The sequence below is a fragment of the Streptomyces coryli genome, from assembly GCF_011044975.1.
In the GTDB taxonomy this organism is placed as follows: domain Bacteria; phylum Actinomycetota; class Actinomycetes; order Streptomycetales; family Streptomycetaceae; genus Streptomyces; species Streptomyces coryli.
This window is the reverse complement of record NZ_JAAKZV010000049.1, coordinates 24059-39685: the sequence shown is the minus strand read 5'-3', so window position 1 is coordinate 39685 and position 15627 is coordinate 24059. Positions and strand designations below refer to the sequence as shown.

The following is a 15627-nucleotide window of genomic DNA, read 5'->3' as shown; positions in this document are numbered from 1 at the left end:
CACCCCCACCACCGACCCCCGCTGGGTCGAGGTCTGGAATCACGTCATGATGCGCCACCACCGCCACCACGACGGCACCCTCACCCCGCTCCGCCAGCAGAACGTCGACACCGGCATGGGCCTCGAACGCCTCGTCACGATCCTGCAGGGCAAGGACTCCGTCTACGAGACCGACCTCTTCGAGCCCTGGCTGCGCCACCTCACCCGGCTGTGGGGCCTGAGCAGCAGCGAGGACCTCCGGCTCGTCTGCGACCACCTGCGCTCGCTCACCGTGATCCACGGCGACGGCGTCCACCCGTCCAACACCGGCCGCGGCTACGTACCGCGCCGCCTGATCCGCCGCACCCTCACCACCCTCTGGCGCGACGACCCGACCCGCACCCTCACCGACCTGCCGCCCGAGCTCCTCGAAGGCACCCGGTCCCACTTCCACCAGGAGGTCGACCCGCGCCCCGTCCTCAACACCCTCCACCAGGAGGAGCGCCGCTTCCGCAGCCTGCTGGACCGCGGCCGCCAGGTCCTCTCCCGCCCCGGCTATCGCCACCGGAGCCTGACGGACGACGACTACCACTACCTCCACGACACCCACGGCCTCCCGCGGGAGCTGGTCCAAGGGCTGGTGGAGCAGGGCTAGTTGCTCACGCAGGTCCGGCGGCGATCGGCTTGACCAGCAGCTCGAACTGCAGATCATCCCGCCGCGGAATCCCGAAGCGCTCATCGCCGTACGGGAAGGGGGTCATCTCTCCCGTACGGCGATACCCGCGCCGCTCATACCAGGCGATCAGGTCGTCCCGCACCGAGATCACCGTCATGTGCATCTCGCGCGCCCCCCACTCCGCCGCCGCGATCCGCTCCGCCTCGGCGAGCACCCGCCGGCCGACGCCGCCGCCCTGCAGCCCCGGGCGCACGGCGAACATCCCGAAGTACGCGGCCGCACCCCGCCGTTCCAGCTGGCAACAGGCGACGAGATCACCCTCAAGACCACCATCGAGCCCACCATCAAGCGACCCCACCACCATCCGACTCTCCGGATCCTTCAGCACCGCAAGCACCCCCGCGGGATCCGTCCGCTGCCCGTCGAGAATGTCGGCCTCGGTGGTCCACCCGGCCCGGCTGGAGTCGCCGCGATAGGCGGACTCGATCAGGCGCACCAGTTCCGGCGCGTCCTCGGGGGCGGCGGTACGAAAGGAGAGCTCTGGGGTGATCACACCGCCGAGGTTAACAACCCGCTCAGACCTCCCGCGGCGCCCCGTCCGACCGCTCCGGGAACAGCACATGGCTGACGTCGGCCTGCGGCCCCAGCACCTCCACGGCCTTGCGCAACCCGGCCAGCGCCCGCGCCAGCTGATCCGCGCCGGCCGCCTCCGTCGCCCTGATCTCGTCGCGCAGCCGCAGCGCCTTCAGGTGCAGGGCGACGAAGACGCCGACCTTGGTCCGTAGCACCACCGGGTCGATCGGCTTGGTGAGGAAGTCGACGGCGCCCGTCGAATAGCCGCGGAAGGCGTGCTTCGGGTCGGCGTCGATCGCGGTGAGGAAGATGATCGGGATGTCCCGGGTGCGCTCGCGGGCCTTGATGCACTCCGCCGTCTCGAAGCCGTCCATGCCCGGCATCTGCACGTCGAGCAGTATCAGCGCGAACTCGTCGACCATCAGCGCCTTGAGGGCCTCGTCGCCGGACGAGGCCGTCACCAGGTCCTGCTCGAGGTCCTCGAGCATCGCTTGCAGGGCCAGCAGGTTCTCCGGCCTGTCGTCCACGAGAAGAATCTTGGTCCTGTGCAACCTGGCCCCCAGCAAAGCACGCACGCGTCGCGTACTGGCACCAGGGTATGTTGCGGTGGGTGAGCGGTGGAGTCGTTCCCGTAACTCCGCGACGTCAAGTCCCTTTCAGGCGGCTCCGTATACGGAAACCATCAAGCAGCTCCGTATACGGGACCCCTCCCCGCTGACAGACTGTCGGGCACCCGAGCGAGCCGGAACGTCTCACCCGCAGGGGGAGGTGTGAGGTGAAGTCTCCGCAGCGATGGACGGCGTGACGATCGTGCTCTGGATCGTGGTGGGCGCCCGCTTTCTGGTGCCGCTGGCGATCCCCCGCTACCCCTTGCCCGCCGTGCTCGCGTGCCTCGTGCTGGACGCCGCCGACCAGAGCATCTTCCAGGCGTTCGGCTACGACCCGCCGGGCTACCAGGGCTACGACAAGGCGATGGACGTCTTCTACCTGGCCATCGCCTACCTGTCGACGCTGCGCAACTGGCAGGAGCTGTCGGCGTATTCGGTCGGCCGGTTCCTCTACTTCTTCCGCCTCGTGGGCGTGGTCGCCTTCGAGCTCTCCCACGTCCGCATGCTGCTGCTGATCTTCCCCAACACCTTCGAGTACTTCTTCATCGCCTACGAGGCCATCCGGTCCCGCTGGGCCCCCGTGCTCTACAAGATGCGCTGGTGGCTCACCACCGCGGCGGTGATCTGGATCTTCGTGAAGCTGCCGCAGGAGTGGTGGATCCACGTTGCCCAGCTCGACTTCACCGACTTCATGGCCGATAACTCATGGGCGGCGCCGCTGCTCGCGGCCCTCGTCGTCGTAGCCGCGCTGGTCTTCTGGTTCGTGATCAAGCCGCGGCTGCGTCCGGCCGACCACGGGTGGCGGTTCGCCGCCGATCCGCTGCCGGAGGGCATGGACCGGCCCGAGCAAGGGGCGGACTGGCACGCGCGGCACAGCGCCGTCCGGTCGATGGCGACCCTCGAAAAGGTCGTGCTGATCGGGCTGATCTCGGTGATCTTCGCGCAGACCGTGCCGGGCGTGCACACGTCGAACCTCCAGTTGTTCACCGCCGCCGGAGTCGTGGTCGTCGTGAACGCGGGCGTGGCGCTGTTCTGGGCCCGACGCGAGGTGAGCTTCCGGTCGACGGTGCTGCTGTTCGGCGTGCGGCTGCTGTTCAACATCGCGTTCGTGCTCGTGGCCGAGCTGCTCCTCGGCGGCGGGAAGGACCGCCTCGACGCCGGCGCGACGTTCTTCTTCCTGGTCATGATCAGCCTGCTCACGACGCTGCACGACCGCTACTACCCCGTGAAGGCCTTCAGGGCCCGGGCTCTTCGGGCACCGGCTCCAGGATGTCCAGCTCCCCCATCGCCCCCACAGTGATCTCCCGGGCCACCCGCTCCGCCCGCTCCGGGTCTCGCTCGCGGATCGCCTCCGCGAGCCGTACGTGCAGCGTGACGGCCGGCGGGTCCGGGTCCTCGAACATCACCTGATGCTCGGTGCGCGCGGTCAGCACCTCGCTGACCACGTCGCCGAGGCGCGCGAACATCTCGTTCCCCGACGCCTGCAGCAGCGCCCGGTGCAGCGCGATGTCGTGCACCAGATACGCCTTGAGCTGGTGCCCGCGGGACGTCGCCACCATGTCCATCGCGCGGCGGGTGATCTCGGCGCACTGCTCGGCGGTGGCGTTACGGGCGGCCAGCGCGGCCGCGGCCGGCTCGATGGCGGAGCGCAGCACGGTCAGCGAGCGCAGCTGGCGGGGGCGGTCGGAGCCGGCCATGCGCCAGCGGATGACCTGCGGGTCGAAGACGTTCCAGCGCTCGGGCGGCAGCACCGTGACCCCTACCCGGCGGCGGGACTCGACGAGGTGCATGGACTCCAGCACCCGGATCACCTCGCGGACGACGGTGCGCGAGACGCCGAAGCGCTCCTCCATCTCGTCCGTGCGCAGCACCGAGCCCGGTGGGTGCTCCCCGGACGTAATCGCAGGTCCGAGCGCTGCGAGCAGGTGGGCGTGCAGGCCCTGACGGCTGGTCTCCATGGCGTTACACATCCTACGGGTGGGCACCCGCTACCCAATATGTATGACGTTTACATCACAGCCTCTTGAATACGTCATACATATAGCGTTGAGTGGCGCCGCAGTCGAAGAAGACAGCGAGGACAGCGAGGTGCTCCCAGTGCTCTCCACGGACGACAGTCCCGTCGTGGTCGTCATGGGCGTGTCCGGTACGGGCAAGTCCACCGTCGGCGGCCTGCTCGCCGGCCGGCTCGGCGTCCCGTACGCGGAGGCGGATGAATTCCACTCCGCGGACAACATCGCCAAGATGGCCTCCGGCCAGCCCCTGGACGACACGGACCGCGCCCCCTGGCTCGACGCCATCGGCGCCTGGGCCCACGAGCGCGCGGGCACCGGCGGGGTGGTCAGCTGCTCCGCCCTGAAGCGCGCCTACCGGGACCGGCTGCGCGCGGCCGAACCGCGGCTGTTCTTCGTCCACCTCACCGGCGACCGCGACCTGATCGCGGCCCGCCTCGCGGGGCGCAAGGACCACTTCATGCCGACCTCGCTGCTGGACTCCCAGCTCGCCGCCCTGGAGCCGCTCCAGGACGACGAGCCCGGCGTCGCCCTCAGCGTCGACGCCGCCCCCGAAACCCTCACCGAACAGGCGGCCGCGGCACTCTGCCGGCCCCAGGCCGCCTGACGACCACCCGTCCCCCCATCCCGTAAAGCAAGGAACTCCCCATGCCGCATCTCAGCGCCGAGATGCTGGCGGCGGGCCCGGCTCCAGTGGAGCCGATCACCTCCGCCGGCCACGCTCAGCTCGCCGTCGCCGTCCTGCTCGGCATCGCCGTCATCGTGCTGCTGATCACCAAGTTCAAGCTGCACGCGTTCCTGTCCCTGATCGTCGGCTCGCTCGCGCTCGGGGCGATAGCCGGGGCGCCGCTCGACAAGGTCATCACGAGCTTCACCACCGGCCTCGGCACCACCACCGCGGGCGTCGGCGTGCTCATCGCGCTCGGCGCCATCCTCGGCAAGCTGCTCGCCGACTCCGGCGGCGCCGACCAGGTCGTCGACACCATCCTCGCCAGGGCGAGCAACCGCGCCATGCCCTGGGCGATGGCGCTGATCGCGGGCATCATCGGCCTGCCGCTCTTCTTCGAGGTCGGCATCGTGCTGCTGATCCCGGTGGTGCTGCTGGTCGCCAAGCGCGGCGGGCACTCGCTGATGCGGATCGGCATCCCCGCGCTGGCCGGCCTGTCGGTCATGCACGGCCTGGTGCCGCCGCACCCGGGCCCGCTCGCCGCCATCGACGCGGTGAAGGCGAACCTCGGCGTCACCCTCGCCCTCGGCGTGCTGGTCGCCATCCCGACGGTGGTCATCGCCGGGCCGCTCTTCGCCCGTTACGCCTCCCGCTGGGTGGACGTCACGCCGCCCGAGGGCCTGGTCCCGCAGCGCCCGTCCGAGGACCTGGAGAAGCGCCCCGGCTTCGCCGCCACGGTCGCCACCGTGCTGCTGCCGGTCGTGCTGATGCTGGCGAAGTCCCTCGTCGACATCGTCATCGACGACCCCGAGGACACCGTCCAGCGCACCTTCGACGTCATCGGCAACCCGCTGATCGCGCTGCTCGCCGCCGTCGTCGTCGGCCTCTTCACGCTCGGCCGCGCGGCCGGCTTCGGCAAGGACCGGATCGCGACCACCGTCGAGAAGTCGCTGATCCCCATCGCCGGCATCCTGCTGATCGTCGGCGCGGGCGGCGGCTTCAAGCAGACGCTGATCGACGTCGGCGTGGGTCAGATGATCATGGATGTCTCGAAGGACTGGAACATCTCGGCCCTGCTGCTGGCCTGGCTCATCGCGGTCGGCATCCGGCTGGCCACGGGCTCGGCGACGGTCGCCACCATCTCGGCGGCGGGCCTGGTCGCGCCGCTGGCGGCGGACATGAGCACGGCCCACGTATCGCTGCTGGTGCTGGCCATCGGCGCCGGGTCGCTCTTCTTCAGCCACGTCAACGACGCCGGATTCTGGCTGGTGAAAGAGTACTTCGGCATGAAGGTCGGCGAGACGATCAAGACGTGGTCGCTGATGGAGACCATCATCTCGGTGGTGTCGATCGTCTTCGTGCTGCTGCTGTCGCTGGTGATCTAGCGCCTCAGTCCGCGTGCTGCGCGGCGCGTTCCCCGGCGCTGCGCAGCACGCAGAATTCATTGCCCTCGGGGTCCTGCAGCACCGCCCAGCCCGTCCCGTCCGGATTTCGCCGGTCGACGGCCAGCGTGGCGCCGAGGGCGAGCAGCCGCTCGACCTCCACCTCGCGCAGCTCCTCCGGGCGCAGGCACAGGTGCACACGGTTCTTGATGGTTTTCGGCTCCGGCACCTCGTTGAAGTGCAGCAGCGGGCCCTCCGGCAGCAGCACCGTGACCTCCGGGTCGCCGGGCTTGTCCTCCGGGTCCAGCGGGCAGCCCGTCACCTGGCTCCAGAATCCGGCCAGTTCGTACGCGTCCGCGCAGTCGATCGCCACGTTCTGCAGGACCGAGACCATTTACTTGTCCCCCTTCACCGGCCGCGTGTAGAGCTTCGCGATGCACGCGGGGATCGCGGCCCCTTCCGCGTGGTCGCGCTCCCGGTACGCGCTCGGGGTCTCCCCCACCAGCTGCGTGAAGCGGGCGCTGAACGACCCCAGCGACGTACAGCCGACCTCCATGCATACCTCGGTCACCGACAGGTCGCCGCGCCGCAGCAGCGTCTTCGCGCGCTCGATCCGGCGCGTCATCAGATAGCTGTACGGGGTCTCGCCGTAGGCCGCGCGGAAGCTGCGCTGGAAGTGGCCCGCCGACATCAGCGCCTCGCGCGCCAGCGCGGGGACGTCGAGGGGCTCGGCGTAGTCGCGGTCCATCCGGTCGCGGGCCCGGCGCAGGCGGCGCAGGTCTTCGAGGTTCTGACCGCTGCTCACCGGCTCAGTGTCGCACGAGGCTCCAGGGACACGGTCTAGGTCGAAAGAAGGGAGCAAACCAGGACCATGGGCCGGTCCGTCAGGATCCGAGAAGCACTCCGGCCCCCGCCGCTTCTAGCGTGACCGTCATGGACATCACCATTCACGCGAGCTTCCTGCCGCATGAAGACCCGGACGTGTCGCTGGCCTTCTACCGCGACGCACTCGGCTTCGAGGTCCGGGAGGTCCGCGCCGACGACGGCTGGATAACCGTCGGCCCGCCCGGCAAGCAGGACCCGTCCATCGTCCTGCGGCCGCCGGGCGCCGAGCACGGCGTCACCGCCGCCGAGCGGCGCACCATCGTGGAGATGATGGCCAAGGGCACGTACGCCGCCGTCGAGCTGGCCACCGCCGACCTCGACGCCGCCTTCGCCCGGCTGCTGGCGGCCGGCGCGGAGGTCGTCCACGGGCCCGTACAACAGCCGGACGGCGGGCGGGAATGCGCGGTGCGCGACCCGGCGGGCAATCTGCTCCGGATCCGGGAGCTCCGGTGAAGAACGCCTACCGCCCGGTCCTCGCCAACCGGGTCTTCCGCCGCCTGATCCTCGGCTTCGTGGTCTCGTATCTCGGGGACGGGATGAGCTTCGTGGCGGTGGCGTGGCTGGCCATCGAGCTGGCGCCGGAGGCGACCGCGGGGCTGTGGGTCGGGGCCGCGGTCGCCTCGGCCACGCTGCCGGGCGTCATCGGCGCGCTGGTCCTCGGCCGCCGGCTGCGGCGGCTGCCCGCCAAGCGGCTGCTGCTGCTCGACAACACGGCGCGGGCGATCTTCCTCGGCGCTGTGCCGCTCGCGTGGTTCGCCGGGGTGCTGACGCCGCCGCTGTACGTGGTGCTGCTCGCGGCGTCGTCGCTGCTGCACGCGTGGGGCAGCGCCGGCAAGTACACGATCGTCGCCGAGCTGCTGCCGGACGATCAGCGGCTCGCCGCCAACTCCCTCATCTCGTCGCTGAATTTCGGCGCGACCATCGCGGGACCGGCGATCGCGGGCGTGCTCGTGACCTACGTGAACACCGCCCTGGTGATCGGCATCGACGCCCTCACGTATGTCTTCCTGGCGGTGATCCTGCTGCGCACCCGGCTGCCGGACTCGCGCCCGGCCGCCGCCCCCGTCGACCAGGCCGCGGCCCGCGGCGGCTTCGCCCTGCTGCGCTCGCATCCGCAGCTGCTCGGACTGCTGGCGCTGACGTGGTTCTTCAATTTCCTCTACGGGCCGGTGGAGGTCGCCCTCCCGCTGCACGTGACCGACGACCTCGACGGCCCCGGCACGCTCCTCGCCCTGTACTGGATCCTCTTCGGCGCCGGCGCGGTGGTCGGCGGCCTCGCGGTCGGCGCGCTGCGGCGGCTGCCGCTGTGGCCGGTGACGGTCGGCATCGTGATCGGCTGGGGGCTGACGCTGCTGCCCTTCGCCTCGAGCACGGTCCCGACGGCTGCCACGATCGTGTCCTTCACCCTCGGCGGCATGATCTACGGCCCGTTCGTCGCCTTCTCCGTCACGCTGATGCAGACAACGTCCCCGCCCGAGCACCTCCCCGCGATGCTCGCCGCCCGCAGCGCGGCGCTGCTCACCGCCTCCCCGCTCGGCACGGCCCTCGGCGGCCCGCTCACCACGGCCCTGGGCCCGCGCGCGACCCTCGGCGTCTCGGGGCTGGCGACGGTGGCGCTGGGGGTGGCGGCGTGCGTGGCGCTGCTGGCGGCGCGGCGTACGCGTACCGGTCAGGATCGGAGAAGCCCTGGACGCCGGTCCCCGGCTAGCGTAAAAGCAACGGAATGCACCGCTAACCAAAACAATCGGGAGAAATCATGACCGGCACCGATGGCATCAAGATCGTCCTGCACCCCGTCTCCGACCTGGCGAAGGCCAAGGCGACCTACACCGCCCTCCTCGGCACCGAGCCGACGGCCGACTCCGAGTACTACGTCGGCTTCGACGTCGCGGGGCAGCACATCGGCCTGGTCCCGGGCGGCGCTCAGCAGGGCATGACCGCGCCGGTCGCGCACTGGCAGGTCGCGGACCTCGACGCCAAGCTCGCCGAGCTGACCGCCGCCGGCGCCACCGTGAAGGAGCCCGCGCACGAGGTCGGCCCCGGCCGCCGGGTCGCCACGGTGACCGACCCCGACGGCAATGTCCTCGGCATCATGCAGGACAGCTGAAAAACGCGGCCCCGGCGGAGTGCCGGGGCCGCGTCATGTCCGCAGCGCCGATTACGGCACCGCTGGGAGGTCAGCCTTCCCGGAGCCCCCGGCGGCCTTGGCCGCCGTCGGCGTCGGCGTGGCGTGCGGCTCGCACGTCACGTCGGCCGAGTCCAGCTCGCCCTTCAACAGATAGGCGTCAACCCGCTTGTTGATGCACTCGTTCTGCAGGTTCGTGACGCCGTGCGAGCCGGCGTCCTTCTCCGTGATCAGACGCGAGCCCTTGAACCGCTTGTGCAGTTCCACGCCACCCTCGTACGGCGTCGCGGCATCCCGCTCCGCCTGCACGATGAGCACCGGCGGCAGGCCCTTGCCCGTACCGACCTCGACCGGGGTCTGCTGCCGTACGCCCCAGGTGGAGCACGGCAGGTTCATCCAGGCGTTGGACCAGGTCAGGAAGGGATAGTCCTGGTGCAGCTCGGTGTTGTCGCGGTCCCATGTCGCCCAGTCCCGCGGCCACTTGGCGTCGGTGCACTCCACCGCCGTGTAGACGGCGTTGCCGTTCTCCGACGCGGCGTTGCCCGCGGTGTCGGACATGTCCGGGCCCGCGGCGTCGACCATGGCCTGGGTGTCGCCCTTGCGGTACGCGGCCCAGACCTCGGCCACCGACGCCCACGCCGAGTCGTAGTACGGCGCGCCCTGGAAGAGACCGACCAGCTCGGCCGGCCCGACGACGCCGCCGATCGGCTCCTTCTTCGCCGTCGCGCGCAGCTCCTCCCAGGCCTGCTGCACCTTCGCCTGGGTGTCACCGATGCCGTACGTGTCGTGGTGCTTGGCCACCCACGCGGTCCAGTCGTTCCAGCGCATCTCGAAGGCGACGTCCTGGTCCAGGTTGGCCTGGTACCAGATCTTCTCCCGCGACGGGTTGACCACGCTGTCCGTGATCATGCGGCGGACGTGCCCCGGGAACAGCGTTCCGTACACGGCGCCCAGGTAGGTGCCGTACGAGACGCCGAGGAAGTTGAGCTTCTTCTCGCCCAGCGCGGCCCGGATGACGTCCAGGTCGCGCGCGGTGTTCGGGGTGGTCATCTGCTGCAGCTTCGCCGCGCCGGTGCGCTCCTTGCAGCCCTCGGCGTACTCGGCGGCCAGCTTGCGCTGCGCGTCTTTGTCAGCCTCATCGTCCGGCACCGGATCCATCTTCGGCGCCTTCACGAACTCCTGCGGGTCCATGCAGGAGATGGCGGCGGACTTGCCGACGCCCCGCGGGTCGAAGCCCACGAAGTCGTACGCCTCGGCGACCTTCTTCCACAGCGGGTTGCCGGTGGTGATCCGGAGCGGGAAGCGCAGGCCCGAACCGCCCGGTCCGCCCGGGTTGTAGACCAGCGCGCCCTGGCGCTGCTCCTTGGTGCCCGTGCTGCCGACCCGGTCCACGGCCAGCTTGATCTTCTTGCCGTGCGGCTTGGCGTAGTCGACCGGCACGGTCACGTATCCGCACTGGACCTTGGGGTCGAGACCCCAGTCCTCGGGGCATGTCTGCCAGTCGATGCCGCGCTTGGCGGCGGCCGCGGCGGCGATCGCCGCGCCCCGCGCCTCGGCTTTGCCGCTTCCGCTCTGCCCCTGCTGGGACGGCTGCGCGGTGGCGCTCGCCCCGGACAGCGCGCCCGCGAGGGTGGCGGAGGCCGCTATCACTGCTGCAGCGCCTAGCGCTGCCTTACGTATCACCAGGGATCCCCCTTGTTCGGCCGGCCGCCCTGACGGCGGCACTCAATTACTGCCTCTCTGCGGGGAGATCCAATCGAGCCGCCGGAGGTCTGGCCATACTTTCGCCCGGATCTTTGCCCAGTCGTTGACCGCCAACGCGATGTGATCGTGACCTCCGCCCGTACAACCGTGACCAGCGTCACGACCGGCATAGGCGGTACGGGGCGTGTGTCCCCTCATGCCCGGTTGCCGTGACGGCGTGATGGCGCGTAGGAAGTCCCGCGGCGCGCGTCAACCACCCCGGGAAGGGACGAAGTTTGGCTACCGACGGACGGCCGCGGACCGACCTCAGACAGCTGGCCGGCGAGCTGGCGGCGACGCTCTGGCGGGACCACACGGTCTATCGTGAACGCGGCGGCACGCTGGTGGTGCGGAGCGAGCGCGCCGGGCGCTGGATATCGCTCACTTCGGCCGGCACCGATGCGGTACGGGTCCGGGCCGGGCGGGTGCTGGACGGCGGGACGACGGCGCCGGCGCGGGCGGAGGCTTCGGTGCCGCGGGCGGCGGACGCCGCGGCGCTGGCGGCGTGCTGCCGGGCGCTGCTCGCGGAGATCCCGGCGAGCGCGGACTTCGAACCGCTGCCGCGGCCGGCGCGGCGGGGGTCCAGGCCGAAGAAGGACCGGAGTTGGCTGGTGACGACGGCGGTGGTGATCGTGATGACGTTGCTCGTCGTCGCGTACGTACAGGGGGGCGGCTGGCATGTCCGCTAGCCGCGCGGCCGCCGTAGCCGTGGCCGCGCTGGCCGTCGCGGTGGCGATGGTGCTGTCGGGCCGCCCAGGGGTGCCGGAGGGTCCGCCGGCGGCTCCGGAGGCGCGAGAGTCCCCTTCGGGTACGGGCGCGGAGAACTGCGAGGAGGCCGCCGCCGATTTCCGGCAGACGCTGTACGCGGACGAGATCCGCGAAGCGGCGAACTGGGGCTCCGGCCCGATCACCTTGAAGGCCTACTCGATCTCAGGCGACTGCAAGTCCGAGCTCACCCGCGCCCGCCACCAGCCACCCTCCGGCCCCCTGGCCCCATGCGTCCGCCTGGCCCGCAAACTCGAGAAACAACGCGCAACGTCGGTCCCAACCCTCGCCCCCAAGTCCACCGCCACCCCGCAAACCAACACGGCGGAACGGCTCACAGACTGCGAGGACCTGGCCAACCGCTACTCCCCCGACTGACCACACTGCATAGGATCGAAGAGCGTACGCATCGGAGCGTTGCGACTACCGGGGGTGGAAGGCGCCGATGGACGAGAGGGCCGGTGAGGCGCAGCTCGGCTATCTGCCGCCGGAGGCTACGACGTTCATCGGGCGGCGGGACGAACTGGCCGATGCGGCGGAGCTGCTCACCGGGACGCGGCTGCTGACGCTGACCGGTGCCGGTGGCTCCGGCAAGACGCGGCTCGCGCTGCGGCTGGCCGCGGAGCGGGCGGAGTTCCCCGACGGTGTGTGGTGCGTGCAGCTGTCCGGGCTGCAGGATCCCGACCTGCTGGCGCACGCGATCGCCGAGAGGCTGCAGCTCGCCGACCAGACGAGCCGCCCGCAGCTCGACGTGGTCACCGAATTCCTGGCCGACAAGCGGCTGCTGCTGATCCTGGACACCTGCGAGCACCTGGTGGACGCCTGCGCCCTGCTCGCCGAGGTGCTGCTACGGGCCGCGCCCGGCCTGCGGATCCTGGCGACCAGCCGGCAGCGGCTGAACATCGTCGGCGAGCAGGTGTTCCTCGTCCCGCCGCTGTCCGTCCCGGACCCGGACGCCCCGGACTACGACCCGATGGCGGCGGCATCGCACGACGCCGTGCGGCTCTTCGCCGACCGGGCGGCCGAGGCCGAGCCGGCCTTCCGGCTCGACGCGCGCAACGAGGCGGCCGTGGTGCGGCTGTGCCGCCGCCTCGACGGCCTGCCGCTGGCGATCGAGCTGGCCGCCGGGTGGGTGTCGACGCTGTCGGTCGAGCAGCTGTCGGAGCGGCTGGACGATCGCTTTCAGCTGCTCGCGGGCGGCACGAGGGCCGAGCTGCCGCGGCACGAGACGATGCGTACGACGATCGGCTGGAGCCACGAGCTGTGCTCCCCGCTCGAACGGCTGCTGTGGACGCGGCTGTCGGTGTTCCCCGCCGAGTTCGACCTGGAGGCCGCCGAGCGGGTGTGCGGGGACGAGCAGCTGCCGCCGGGCAAGATCTCCTGGCTGCTCTCGGCGCTGGTGGGCAAGTCGATCCTGATGAGCCAGGAGTCGCCGGCCGGGCTGCGCTTCCGGCAGCTGGACACGCTGCGCGAATACGGGCGGTCGTGGCTCGTACGACTGGGCGCGGAGGAGGTCAGGCAGCAGACCCGGCACCGCGATCACTATCTGCGGCTGGCCCAGGACTTCGACGCGGGCTGGCGCGGCCCCGAACAGCTCAGCTGGCTGCTCCGGCTGCAGTCAGAACTGCCCAACATCCGCGCGGCCATGGACTTCTCCCTCTCCGCCCCCGGCCAGACGCACGCCGCGCTCGACCTGTCCGGACGGCTGGTCTTCCTCTGGCTCGCCTACGCCGCCACCGAGGGGCGCCTGCACCTCGACCGCGCGCTGCAGACCCCCGGGGACGCCACCCCGGAACGCGCCCGCGCGCTGTGGGCCCGCTCCTGGGTGGCCGTCGTCCTCAACGACCCCGACGGCACCGCCGACTTCGCCGCCCGCGGCCGCGCCGTGGCCGAACGGATCGACGACCCGGAGGCCGCCGGGTACGCGCTGTTCCTCCAGGGCGTCCACCACGCGTTCTACGGCGACGCCGAGGCGAGCGTCGACCTGGTGCAGCGCGCCGCCGACCTGCACGGCCGCCGCGGCGACCGGGTCATCGGCCTGCCGTTCGCGCTGAGCGTGCTCAGCACGGCGTTCCTGCGGCTGGACCGCCCGGGCGACGCGATCGGCATGCTGGAGGTGGCCCGCTCGATGTGCGAGGTCTCCGGCGAGGAATGGGCCCGCTCCTACGTCGACTTCTACCAGGTCAACGCGGAGCTGGCGATCGGCGACCACGCCGCCGCCGCCCGCTTCGCCCTCACCTCGCTGCGCGCCAAGATCCGGATGCGCGACATCCTCGGCCAGTGCCTGGCCATCGACGCCCTGGCCGGCGCCACGGTGGCGGCCGGCGACGCCGCCCGCGCCGCCCAGCTGCTCGGCATCGCCCGGCAGCTCGCCGACTCCGCCGGCCTCGGCTACGCGGGCCTGGCCATGATCCGCAGCAAGGCCGAGCCCCGGGCGCGCGAGCTGCTCGGCGACGCGGCGTTCCGGGCGGCGGTGGCGGAAGGCCGCAATCGCAGCCACGCCGAGGCGCTCGCTTACGCCCTGGGCGACGGGTAGCCGGCGGACGCGCGGTCGGTCGGGTGGCATGGGTGGCGCCCGGCCGGTAACTCGCACTCCATGTCACGGACCATGAAGCCTCGTATGCCTGACACAGGGCACGACGCGCACGACGGGCACGACGAGAACGCCGGGCCCGACGAGCGCGTGGAGCGGCGCGCGCCCGACGAGCCGACCCAGCTGCCGAAGCGCTCGTGGTGGGCGGTGCTCAAGGGCACGGTCAAGGAGTTCAAGGACGACGAACTGACCGACCGGGCCGCCGCCTTGACGTACTACGCCGTGCTGGCGTTCTTCCCCGCCGTGCTGGTGCTGGTGTCCCTGCTGGGCGTCGCTGGCGCGTCGGCGACCGAGCGGGTGCTGGACAATGTCCAGAGCCTCGCCCCCGGCTCCGTACGCGACGTCATCCGCGACGCCGTGCAGCAGCTGCAGGGCAGCGCCGGAGTCGGCTCGGTGCTGGCGGTCGTCGGTCTGCTGCTGGCCGTGTGGTCGGCGTCCGGCTATGTGGCGGGGTTCATCCGCACCTCCAACGCGGTCTACGACATCCCGGAGGGCCGCCCGGTCTGGAAGGTGCTGCCGGTCCGGCTCGGCGTGACGGTGGTGCTGATGCTGCTGACCGTGGTCAGCGCCCTGATCGTGGTGTTCACCGGCGGTCTGGCCCGCCAGGCCGGCGCCGCGCTCGGGATCGGGGACACGGCGCTGGCGGTCTGGTCGATCGCGAAATGGCCGGTGCTCGCCCTGCTGGTCACCCTCATGATCGCGATCCTGTACTGGGCGACGCCCAACGCCCGGGTCCGCGGCTTCCGCTGGATCACCCCGGGCGGCTTCGTGGCGCTGCTGCTGTGGCTGATCGCCTCGGCCGGCTTCGCGTTCTACGTGGCCAACTTCGGCTCGTACAACAAGACCTACGGCGCCTTCGCCGGCGTCATCGTCTTCCTGGTCTGGCTGTGGATCAGCAACCTGGCGATCCTCCTCGGCCTGGAATTCGACGCCGAAATGGCCCGCCAGCGCGCTGTCGCCGGCGGCCACCCGGCCGGGGAGGAGCCCTATGTCCAGCCGCGCGATACGACCAAGTGGGATGAAGAAGACCGGCGCGGCGCGGCGTAGCGGATCCCGGGGCGGCAAGCGGCACGGCCACGAGGCCCGTATGACACGGCGCATCGCCGCCTGGGAATCGCTCTGGGCCCGGCGGGCGCTGCCCGCGGCGGAGGCGGCGGTCGAGTGGTCCCGGCTGTGGTTCGTCGTGGCGGCGTCGATGTCGGTCTGGGGCGGCCGGCGCGGCCGCACGGCGGCGGCCGCTGGCCTGACGAGCCTGGGCGTGGCGCAGCTGGCCACGAATACGGTGGGCAAGAAGCTGACCAGCCGGTCCCGGCCGCCCAAGGAGTGGAACCGCGGCGGCGGCGACCGCCCGGACAGCTCGTCCTTCCCCTCCGGCCACACCGCCGCCGCCGTCGCCTTCACCGCCGGCGTCGCCCCGACCTGGCCCAAGGCGGCCGCGGCGTGCGCGGTCCCGGCGGGGATGGCCGCGCTCGCGCGGGTGCACTCGGGCGCCCACTACCCAACCGATGTGGCCGCCGGCGTCGCCGTCGGCCTGAGCGCGGCCGTGCTGGTACGGATCGGCGCGCGACGTATGAAGAGGCAGGTGAGACGAGATGAGCAGCACTGACCATCACGCCCCC

18 protein-coding genes are annotated in these 15627 nt (G+C 71.3%); 12 read left to right on the top strand and 6 right to left on the bottom strand.

Features of this window, described 5'->3' with window-relative positions:
- Nucleotides 1-634: alanine--tRNA ligase-related protein (locus tag G5C51_RS14120; protein WP_240929630.1), on the top strand; the 634-nt coding region annotated here is incomplete at its 5' end.
- 4 nt (nt 635-638) lie between these two features.
- Here the strand turns inward: G5C51_RS14120 and G5C51_RS14115 are convergent.
- Nucleotides 639-1205, bottom strand: coding sequence for a GNAT family N-acetyltransferase (locus G5C51_RS14115; RefSeq protein ID WP_338118135.1), 567 nt, complete (start codon nt 1203-1205; stop codon nt 639-641).
- Between the two features lie 25 nt (nt 1206-1230).
- On the bottom strand, nt 1231-1779 hold the full coding sequence (locus G5C51_RS14110) for a response regulator (protein WP_165237045.1): 549 nt from the start codon (nt 1777-1779) through the stop codon (nt 1231-1233).
- Nucleotides 1780-2020: 241 nt separating this feature from the next.
- On the opposite strand from G5C51_RS14110, the gene G5C51_RS14105 reads away from it, so the two are divergent.
- A complete protein-coding gene (locus G5C51_RS14105) occupies nt 2021-3136 on the top strand; it encodes a hypothetical protein (protein ID WP_165237043.1) in 1116 nt (371 codons plus the stop codon).
- Here the strand turns inward: G5C51_RS14105 and G5C51_RS14100 are convergent.
- Entirely contained in the window at nt 3072-3794 is a 723-nt protein-coding gene (locus tag G5C51_RS14100) for a FadR/GntR family transcriptional regulator (protein WP_165237041.1), read from the bottom strand. The two genes, G5C51_RS14105 and G5C51_RS14100, sit on opposite strands and share 65 nt — an antisense overlap.
- 88 nt (nt 3795-3882) lie before the next feature.
- Here G5C51_RS14100 and G5C51_RS14095 point away from each other — a divergent pair, with 88 nt between their 5' ends.
- Both G5C51_RS14095 and G5C51_RS14090 read left to right on the top strand, forming a co-directional pair.
- Entirely contained in the window at nt 3883-4455 is a 573-nt protein-coding gene (locus G5C51_RS14095; protein ID WP_420824806.1) for a gluconokinase, read from the top strand.
- Nucleotides 4456-4496: 41 nt separating this feature from the next.
- Nucleotides 4497-5900 carry a GntT/GntP/DsdX family permease gene (locus tag G5C51_RS14090; protein WP_165237039.1) on the top strand — a complete coding sequence of 468 codons (1404 nt, stop codon included), beginning with the start codon at nt 4497-4499 and terminating at the stop codon, nt 5898-5900.
- 4 nt (nt 5901-5904) lie between these two features.
- Here the strand turns inward: G5C51_RS14090 and G5C51_RS14085 are convergent, their stop codons facing one another.
- Together G5C51_RS14085 and G5C51_RS14080 are read right to left on the bottom strand one after the other, a co-directional pair.
- The gene (locus tag G5C51_RS14085) at nt 5905-6291 is read right to left on the bottom strand and encodes a VOC family protein (protein ID WP_165237037.1); all 387 of its coding nucleotides are present in this window, start codon (nt 6289-6291) and stop codon (nt 5905-5907) included.
- The gene (locus G5C51_RS14080; protein WP_165237061.1) at nt 6292-6645 is read right to left on the bottom strand and encodes a helix-turn-helix transcriptional regulator; all 354 of its coding nucleotides are present in this window, start codon (nt 6643-6645) and stop codon (nt 6292-6294) included.
- A 185-nt stretch (nt 6646-6830) separates the two neighbouring features.
- Between G5C51_RS14080 and G5C51_RS14075 the strand changes: the two genes are divergently transcribed.
- From G5C51_RS14075 to G5C51_RS14065, 3 genes are read left to right on the top strand one after another with little or no spacing between them, the layout of a single operon-like run.
- A complete protein-coding gene (locus G5C51_RS14075) occupies nt 6831-7235 on the top strand; it encodes a VOC family protein (RefSeq protein ID WP_165237035.1) in 405 nt (134 codons plus the stop codon).
- Entirely contained in the window at nt 7232-8542 is a 1311-nt protein-coding gene (locus tag G5C51_RS14070) for an MFS transporter (RefSeq protein WP_338118133.1), read from the top strand. The genes G5C51_RS14075 and G5C51_RS14070 overlap by 4 nt, the downstream gene beginning before the upstream one ends.
- Nucleotides 8539-8889: a VOC family protein gene (locus G5C51_RS14065; RefSeq protein ID WP_165237031.1), complete on the top strand. Its 351-nt coding sequence runs from the start codon at nt 8539-8541 to the stop codon at nt 8887-8889. The genes G5C51_RS14070 and G5C51_RS14065 overlap by 4 nt, the downstream gene beginning before the upstream one ends.
- A gap of 51 nt (nt 8890-8940) precedes the next feature.
- Here G5C51_RS14065 and G5C51_RS14060 read toward each other — a convergent pair whose 3' ends face one another.
- Nucleotides 8941-10524 (bottom strand): alpha/beta hydrolase, encoded by a 1584-nt coding sequence (locus G5C51_RS14060; protein WP_420824807.1) that lies wholly within the window; start codon nt 10522-10524, stop codon nt 8941-8943.
- Between the two features lie 362 nt (nt 10525-10886).
- On the opposite strand from G5C51_RS14060, the gene G5C51_RS14055 reads away from it, so the two are divergent.
- From G5C51_RS14055 to G5C51_RS14035, 5 genes are all read left to right on the top strand, one after another.
- Nucleotides 10887-11339 carry a hypothetical protein gene (locus G5C51_RS14055; protein ID WP_240929629.1) on the top strand — a complete coding sequence of 151 codons (453 nt, stop codon included), beginning with the start codon at nt 10887-10889 and terminating at the stop codon, nt 11337-11339.
- Nucleotides 11329-11793 carry a hypothetical protein gene (locus G5C51_RS14050; protein ID WP_165237029.1) on the top strand — a complete coding sequence of 155 codons (465 nt, stop codon included), beginning with the start codon at nt 11329-11331 and terminating at the stop codon, nt 11791-11793. The genes G5C51_RS14055 and G5C51_RS14050 overlap by 11 nt, the downstream gene beginning before the upstream one ends.
- A gap of 67 nt (nt 11794-11860) precedes the next feature.
- The gene (locus tag G5C51_RS14045) at nt 11861-13951 is read left to right on the top strand and encodes an ATP-binding protein (RefSeq protein ID WP_165237027.1); all 2091 of its coding nucleotides are present in this window, start codon (nt 11861-11863) and stop codon (nt 13949-13951) included.
- A 60-nt stretch (nt 13952-14011) separates the two neighbouring features.
- Nucleotides 14012-15055 carry a YihY/virulence factor BrkB family protein gene (locus G5C51_RS14040; RefSeq protein ID WP_165237025.1) on the top strand — a complete coding sequence of 348 codons (1044 nt, stop codon included), beginning with the start codon at nt 14012-14014 and terminating at the stop codon, nt 15053-15055.
- Nucleotides 15056-15095: 40 nt separating this feature from the next.
- The gene (locus G5C51_RS14035) at nt 15096-15614 is read left to right on the top strand and encodes a phosphatase PAP2 family protein (protein WP_165237023.1); all 519 of its coding nucleotides are present in this window, start codon (nt 15096-15098) and stop codon (nt 15612-15614) included.
- Nucleotides 15615-15627: the final 13 nt, after the last annotated feature.